The organism is Pseudomonas sp. LJDD11, assembly GCF_024584215.1.
GTDB lineage: Bacteria > Pseudomonadota > Gammaproteobacteria > Pseudomonadales > Pseudomonadaceae > Aquipseudomonas.
Map to the genome: position 1 here is coordinate 29,577 of NZ_JANJFL010000032.1, position 6,066 is coordinate 35,642.

The window sequence follows — 6,066 nt, forward strand, 5'->3', positions numbered from 1 at the left end:
GGAACGTGGCAACCGGGCAAGTCCGGTTCAAGGTTCACCTAATCGTCTTTGTCAGTGTCGGGGAAGCACCTGCAGCCAGCACGAGGTGTATGGCTAATGCGAGCCGTGGTGCAGGAAAAACCGCTGTCGTGCCGGCCAGGTTTGCAGGATTTTTCCGGGCTGCTTGCCGTCTCTGCTGGCGCCTGACTCCCTCAGGCAGACGGATGGTCGCAGAGGGTGCTTTTGTTATTCGACTTTGGGGTATACTGCGCGGCCTTTGGCCGGCTCGACGGTCATTTTTTGTACAGCAAGCCACGCCGGTTTTCCTGCGTGGCTTGTTGTTTTTAGACGCGCCTGCGGGCGCCCGATGAGAGGCTCGACGATGAGTGCACTGGTTGGCGTGATCATGGGCTCCAAGTCCGATTGGTCCACCCTTAGCCACACCGCCGATATGCTGGAAAAGCTCGGCATCCCTTACGAAGTCAAGGTGGTGTCTGCACACCGCACGCCGGATCTGCTGTTCCAGTACGCCGAAGAGGCTGAAGGACGTGGCATCGAAGTGATCATCGCCGGTGCCGGTGGTGCTGCTCACCTGCCAGGCATGTGCGCTGCCAAGACTCACCTGCCGGTGCTTGGCGTGCCGGTGCAGTCGTCGATGCTGTCGGGCGTAGACTCGCTGTTGTCGATCGTACAGATGCCGGCCGGTATCCCGGTCGCTACCCTGGCCATCGGCAAGGCCGGTGCGATCAATGCCGCGCTGCTGTCGGCGAGCATCCTGGGCGCCAGGCATCCGCAGTATCACGCGGCGCTCAAGCAGTTCCGCACTGAACAGACTGAAACTGTTCTGGACAATCCAGACCCGCGCATCGCCTGAGGTTTTTCCATGAAGATCGGTGTTATCGGTGGCGGCCAGCTGGGCCGCATGTTGGCTCTGGCGGGGACACCGCTGGGCATGAACTTCGCTTTTCTCGACCCGGCACCGGATGCCTGTGCGGCGTCGTTGGGCGAGCATCTGCGTGCCGATTACGGCGATCTGGATCACCTGCGGCAACTGGCCGACGAGGTTGATCTGGTGACCTTCGAGTTCGAAAGCGTACCGGCTGAAACGGTGGCGTTCCTGTCGCAGTTCGTGCCGGTCTACCCGAGCGCTGAAGCGCTGCGTATTGCCCGCGACCGTTGGTTCGAAAAAAGCATGTTCAAGGACCTGGGCATCCCGACGCCCGAGTTCGCCGATATCCAGTCGCAACAGGACCTGGATGACGCCGTGGCGCGCATCGGGCTGCCAGCGGTGCTCAAGACCCGGACCCTGGGTTATGACGGCAAGGGCCAGAAGGTCTTGCGCAGCCAGGCCGATGTGGCCGGCACCTTTGCCGAGCTGGGCAGCGTGCCATGCCTGCTCGAAGGCTTCGTACCGTTCACTGGCGAAGTGTCGTTGATCGCGGTGCGTGCCCGTGACGGCGAAACGCGTTTCTACCCGTTGGTCCACAACACCCACGAAAGCGGCATTCTGCGCCTGTCGATCGCCAGCACCGATCACCCGTTGCAGGCGCTGGCCGAAGACTATGCGGGTCGGGTGCTCCAGCAACTCGATTACGTCGGTGTGCTGGCATTCGAGTTCTTCGAGGTCGACGGTGGCCTCAAGGCCAACGAAATCGCGCCGCGGGTCCACAACTCCGGGCACTGGACCACCGAAGGTGCCGAGTGCAGCCAGTTCGAGAACCATGTGCGCGCCGTTGCCGGTCTGCCGCTGGGCTCCACCGCGAAGGTGGGTGAAAGCGCGATGATCAACTTCATCGGCGAAGTGCCGGCGGTTGCCGCCGTGCTGGCGGTTGAGGATTGCCACTTGCACCATTACGGTAAGGCCTTCAAGGCTGGCCGCAAGGTCGGCCACGCCACCGTGCGCAGCGCCGACCGTGCCACCCTCGACCGTCAGGTCGCGCAGGTCCAGGCGCTGGTCAAGGCCTGATCGCGGAACATCCGGGGCTCTGCCCCGGAACCAAACCGCCGTTTCCGTCCTCACATAGCAACACGCCAAGATGCACAGCGTCCTGGCGGGTTCTATTCATCGGGAGGAAAACCACATGGGTATCATCGGAACTATCTTCATCGGCTTGATTGTCGGTCTGCTGGCGCGGTTTCTGAAACCGGGTGATGACAGCATGGGCCTGATCATGACCGTCTTGCTGGGTATCGCCGGCTCCCTGGCCGCGACCTACGGTGGCCAGATGCTGGGTATCTATCATGCTGGCGAGACCGCCGGCTTTCTTGGCGCCCTGGTCGGCGCGATCATCCTGCTGGTGATCTACGGGATGATCAAAAAGAAATCGTGAAACATCCGCTTCTGCCCTCTGCTTCGTGCGTGCGCAGGGCTAGAATGCGCGACTTCCATCTGTCTTGCCGAGTCGTACGATGCGCCGCTTCCTGTTGCTGCCCCTGCTGCTGGTGTCCACCCTGGCCTGCGCTGAAATTCCGGAAACCGACTGGCTGGAGCTGATGCCGAAGTCGGACCAGAAGGCTCTGGAAGCCATGCCTGAGATTGATCACAACTCGCCGGAAGCGATGGGGACCTTCGACAGCAAGGGCGGGCTCAAGCAGAGCAAAGGCTTGCCTGCGGTGATGTACTCGACCAAGACGGTCGCCGGCATGAACGGCAAGACCATCCGGCTGGGTGGCTATCCGGTACCGCTGGAGACCGACGCCAAGGGCAACAGCACGCTGTTTTTCCTGGTTCCGTATCCGGGTGCCTGTATCCACGTACCGCCGCCGCCGCCCAACCAGTTGGTGCTGGTGCGCTACCCCAAGGGGGTAAAGATCGACGATATCTATACCCCGTTGTGGGTGACCGGTGGGCTGAAAATCGAGAAGGTCAGCAACGACCTGGCCGACGCCGCCTACGCCCTGGATGCGGCGAAGGTGAGGGTGGTGGTCGAGGCTGACCTCTGATCACTCGCCCTGCAGCGCCTCGCTCCAGATGCTGACACTCAAGACGTGCATCTGATCCGGGGCCAGGGTGACCACATCGCTCATCACGTTGGCGGTTTCCACGCACAGCATGCGCTGCCAGCCGTCGTCGGCCATGTCGGGCAGGGCGCGGGCGCGATCTATCCAGGGGTTCCACACCACGGCTGAATGCGAGCCGCTGGTCTGGATCTGGATACGCCGCTGCAGGCCGGGGTCAACGATGCTCAGCAGGGGCGGGGTGTCGAGGTAGATGCGATCGGTTTCGCCGGCAAAACCCAGGTCGCCGGACTGCTTGCGCTCTTCCCAGTTCTCCAGAGTTTCGATATAGCGCAGGCCGTCGACGCCCTGCAGGCTGACCTGACGCACGTCGCTGACCACGAAATAGGTGTGCAGTGCCTGGCTCAAGGTCACTGTTTCAGCGCCGCAGTTATAGCTGACCAGGCTGACGTTCAAGGCCTGGTCCAGGCGGATGCTGAGTTTCAGGGCGACTTTGTGCGGCCAGCCGGGCAGGCCTTGTTCGGCGTGGGGTTGAATGAACTCGACCAGCAGGGCATCACCGTCTTCGCCGATGCCCAGCAGTTGCCAGTCCAGAATACGCACTTCGCCGTGGGCATTGGCAGGTTCGGTGCTGTCGCGCATGGCCTGGACGCTTTCGGGGTTACGTGCCAGGTTGCCGAACCATGGCCAGCACACCGGGATGCCGGCGCGAATGGGCGTGCCTTGTTTGAACGACGCCTTATCGTTGTGCCACACCAGCGGTTGCTGGCCGGCGAGCTGATAGCTGAGGATGTGCGCGCCTTGCTGGGCAATCAGCAGCTCGGCGTCGCCGTGGCGGATGCGCAAGCATTCGAGCTCATCGATGGTAATGGATTCAACCTGGGGCGTGGGCATGGGAAGTTCTCACTCAAAGGCTATGGACATTGACTGCACCAAAGCCGTCGAGTTTAGCGCCAACCGGCGCTCCTGTGCCCGCCTGTGTGGCTGAACTCAGCCGCGGCGCTTGATCGAGCGGGTCCGGCCCCTGTCGTCTATGGCGACAAAGACGAAGGCGGCTTCGGTCACTTTGCGCCATTCGCTGGTCAGCGGGTCATCGCTCCAGACCTCGACGAGCATCTTGATCGAGCTGCGGCCGACTTCCTGGGTGCGGGTATAGAAGGTCAGTTGTTCGCCGACTGCCACCGGAACCAGAAAGGCCATGCGGTCGATGGCCACGGTTGCAACCCGCCCGCCCGCGATCTTGCTGGCCATCGCAGTGCCTGCCAGGTCCATCTGTGAAACCAGCCAGCCACCATAGATATCGCCGAAACCGTTGGTTTCACGCGGCAGCGCGGTGATTTGCAAGGCCAGATCGCCCTGCGGGATTGGATCTTCTTGTTCAAGCTCGATCATGCCTGGGGTGCCTCTGACCCATGACTCTCTTGGATAGCTGAAAAGACGCTCTACCAGAGCTTTCGGGAAGCCTGAGCCGCTCTGGCACAGGGTTCTGGTGTCTGGCGAGTATATCGGTCGTGCTCTCGTGCGACGACCGTCAATGCGTATTTGTAACAGGTACGCGCAGTGCTCATGAGTTTTTTGCAACATTTTGCTATCTTGCCAGACCCGTACCGGTAACAAGATTACTGATACAGGCAATTTTGATGCCTACCCGCGCCATTGCCATGGACAAGCGCTTCTGCCCGCTACAGCGAGGCAGCCAGCGTCGCTGTCGCCTGCCACTCAAAAGAAATGCCCTTAGAGAAGCCTTGTCATGTCCTCTGTTCCTTCTGATAGTGCGTCTTCCTCGCGCCCTTTGACCCGTAGCGACTACAAAACCCTGTCGCTCTCTGCGCTGGGCGGCGCTCTGGAATTCTACGATTTCATCATCTTCGTGTTCTTTGCTGCGGTCGTCGGCAAGTTGTTCTTCCCGCCCGACATGCCGGAGTGGCTGCGTCTGATGCAGACCTTCGGCATTTTTGCCGCCGGTTATCTGGCCCGGCCGTTGGGCGGTATCGTCATGGCTCACTTCGGCGACCTGCTGGGCCGCAAGAAGATGTTCACCCTGAGCATCATCATGATGGCGATCCCGACGCTGATCATGGGTTTGCTACCGACTTACGCGCAGATCGGCCTGTGGGCCCCGGTGTTACTGCTGTTGATGCGGGTCATTCAGGGCGCGGCAATTGGTGGTGAAGTCCCGGGCGCCTGGGTGTTCGTTTCTGAGCACGTGCCGGCCCGGCAGATCGGCTTCGCCTGCGGCACCCTGACCGCTGGCCTGACTGCTGGCATCCTGCTCGGCTCGTTGGTCGCCACGCTGATCAACAGTATCTACAGCCCGGTAGAGGTCTCGGACTACGCCTGGCGGATTCCGTTCCTGCTCGGCGGTGTTTTTGGTCTGATGGCCGTGTATCTGCGTCGCATGTTGCACGAGACCCCGGTATTCGCCGAACTGCAACTGCGCAAGGCGCTGGCCGAGGAAGTGCCGCTCAAGGCGGTACTGCGCGAGCACCGTGGTTCGGTGGCGCTGTCGATGCTGCTGACCTGGCTGCTGTCAGCGGGCATCGTGGTGGTGATCCTGATGACCCCGACCCTGCTGCAGACCGGTTACGGTTTTGCCGCCGCCACGGCGTTGAAGGCCAACAGCCTGGCTATTGTTTGCCTGAGTATCGGTTGCGTCGTCGCCGGCGTGCTGTCTGACCGCTTCGGACCGGGCTGGGTGCTGCTGCTTGGCAGCATCGGCCTGCTGCTCAGCTCCTGGACCTTCTACCATACCCTGAGCGCTCATCCGGACTGGCTGTTCCCGCTGTATGCCGTGACCGGCGCGTTTGTCGGCACCATCGGTGCGGTGCCCTATGTGATGGTCAAAGCCTTCCCGCCGGTGGTGCGCTTCTCGGGCCTGTCGTTCTCCTACAACCTGGCGTATGCGATCTTTGGCGGGCTGACGCCGATGGTGGTGACCCTGATGCTTAAACAGAATCCGATGGGGCCTGCCTGGTATGTGGCGGCGCTGTGCGGGCTGGGCATGCTGTTGGGGCTGTTTTTGCTTTCACGCAAGCGCTGGGTCTGGTTCCAGCCGCTTTGATAAAGGCCGACTTGCGTGCGCAAGTTGGGCTTTCATCTTATTGTCATAATCAGTTCATACAGAGGTCA

General features: G+C 61.4%; 7 protein-coding genes. 5 read left to right on the forward strand and 2 right to left on the reverse strand.

Going from position 1 to position 6,066, the window contains the following annotated elements:
• The first annotated feature begins 361 nt into the window (after positions 1 to 361).
• The 4 genes from purE to NRB16_RS25870 all read left to right on the forward strand — a co-directional run bounded on the left by purE (position 362) and on the right by NRB16_RS25870 (position 2,922).
• Complete coding sequence (purE, locus tag NRB16_RS25855; protein ID WP_045485536.1) at positions 362 to 853, forward strand: 5-(carboxyamino)imidazole ribonucleotide mutase; 492 nt, start codon at positions 362 to 364, stop codon at positions 851 to 853.
• A 9-nt stretch (positions 854 to 862) separates the two neighbouring features.
• Positions 863 to 1,945, forward strand: coding sequence for a 5-(carboxyamino)imidazole ribonucleotide synthase (locus tag NRB16_RS25860; protein ID WP_253142642.1), 1,083 nt, complete (start codon positions 863 to 865; stop codon positions 1,943 to 1,945).
• Between the two features lie 115 nt (positions 1,946 to 2,060).
• Positions 2,061 to 2,309: a GlsB/YeaQ/YmgE family stress response membrane protein gene (locus NRB16_RS25865; protein ID WP_045485542.1), complete on the forward strand. Its 249-nt coding sequence runs from the start codon at positions 2,061 to 2,063 to the stop codon at positions 2,307 to 2,309.
• Between the two features lie 79 nt (positions 2,310 to 2,388).
• Positions 2,389 to 2,922, forward strand: a complete 534-nt coding sequence (locus NRB16_RS25870; RefSeq protein WP_253142641.1) for a DUF3299 domain-containing protein — start codon at positions 2,389 to 2,391, stop codon at positions 2,920 to 2,922.
• Here NRB16_RS25870 and NRB16_RS25875 read toward each other — a convergent pair whose 3' ends face one another.
• Together NRB16_RS25875 and NRB16_RS25880 are read right to left on the reverse strand one after the other, a co-directional pair.
• Complete coding sequence (locus NRB16_RS25875; RefSeq protein ID WP_045485547.1) at positions 2,923 to 3,831, reverse strand: D-hexose-6-phosphate mutarotase; 909 nt, start codon at positions 3,829 to 3,831, stop codon at positions 2,923 to 2,925.
• Between the two features lie 96 nt (positions 3,832 to 3,927).
• Positions 3,928 to 4,329, reverse strand: coding sequence for an acyl-CoA thioesterase (locus tag NRB16_RS25880; RefSeq protein WP_045485549.1), 402 nt, complete (start codon positions 4,327 to 4,329; stop codon positions 3,928 to 3,930).
• A gap of 358 nt (positions 4,330 to 4,687) precedes the next feature.
• Between NRB16_RS25880 and NRB16_RS25885 the strand changes: the two genes are divergently transcribed.
• On the forward strand, positions 4,688 to 5,998 hold the full coding sequence (locus NRB16_RS25885) for an MFS transporter (protein WP_257107282.1): 1,311 nt from the start codon (positions 4,688 to 4,690) through the stop codon (positions 5,996 to 5,998).
• Positions 5,999 to 6,066: the final 68 nt, after the last annotated feature.